The following is a 269-nucleotide window of genomic DNA, read 5'->3' as shown; positions in this document are numbered from 1 at the left end:
GGTATAGTTTTCAGAAGCAATTAATTCAATGTGTTCTTCTTGACGTTGTACTTCTTTTTCCATTGCTTCCCACAGTTGTGGGTCGTAATCTGCAATATTCATTTCACGCTTTAACATTCGCTTCTCCTGCCTCAGCAATTCAATAAGGTAACAATCAATTCAACTTAATGACTGACAGTGTAAACTCTTTTTCGTCGTTGAGATAGCCCCTAAGAAAAAATATACGCAAACGATTGCATTAATTTTTTTGCTTTCAGATACCTTTAAAC

The 269-nt window shown here is 35.3% G+C and carries 1 pseudogene; it reads right to left on the bottom strand.

Annotated elements, in window-relative coordinates:
• Positions 1–117 (bottom strand): annotated as a pseudogene (locus ACNQ0T_RS24305) (serine hydroxymethyltransferase); the annotation flags it as partial.
• Between the last annotated feature and the right edge of the window lie 152 nt (positions 118–269).

This window comes from Enterobacter cloacae complex sp.6700776 (genome assembly GCF_048284255.1).
Classification (GTDB): domain Bacteria; phylum Pseudomonadota; class Gammaproteobacteria; order Enterobacterales; family Enterobacteriaceae; genus Enterobacter; species Enterobacter intestinihominis.
This window is presented reverse-complemented; position numbering and strand designations above follow the sequence as displayed.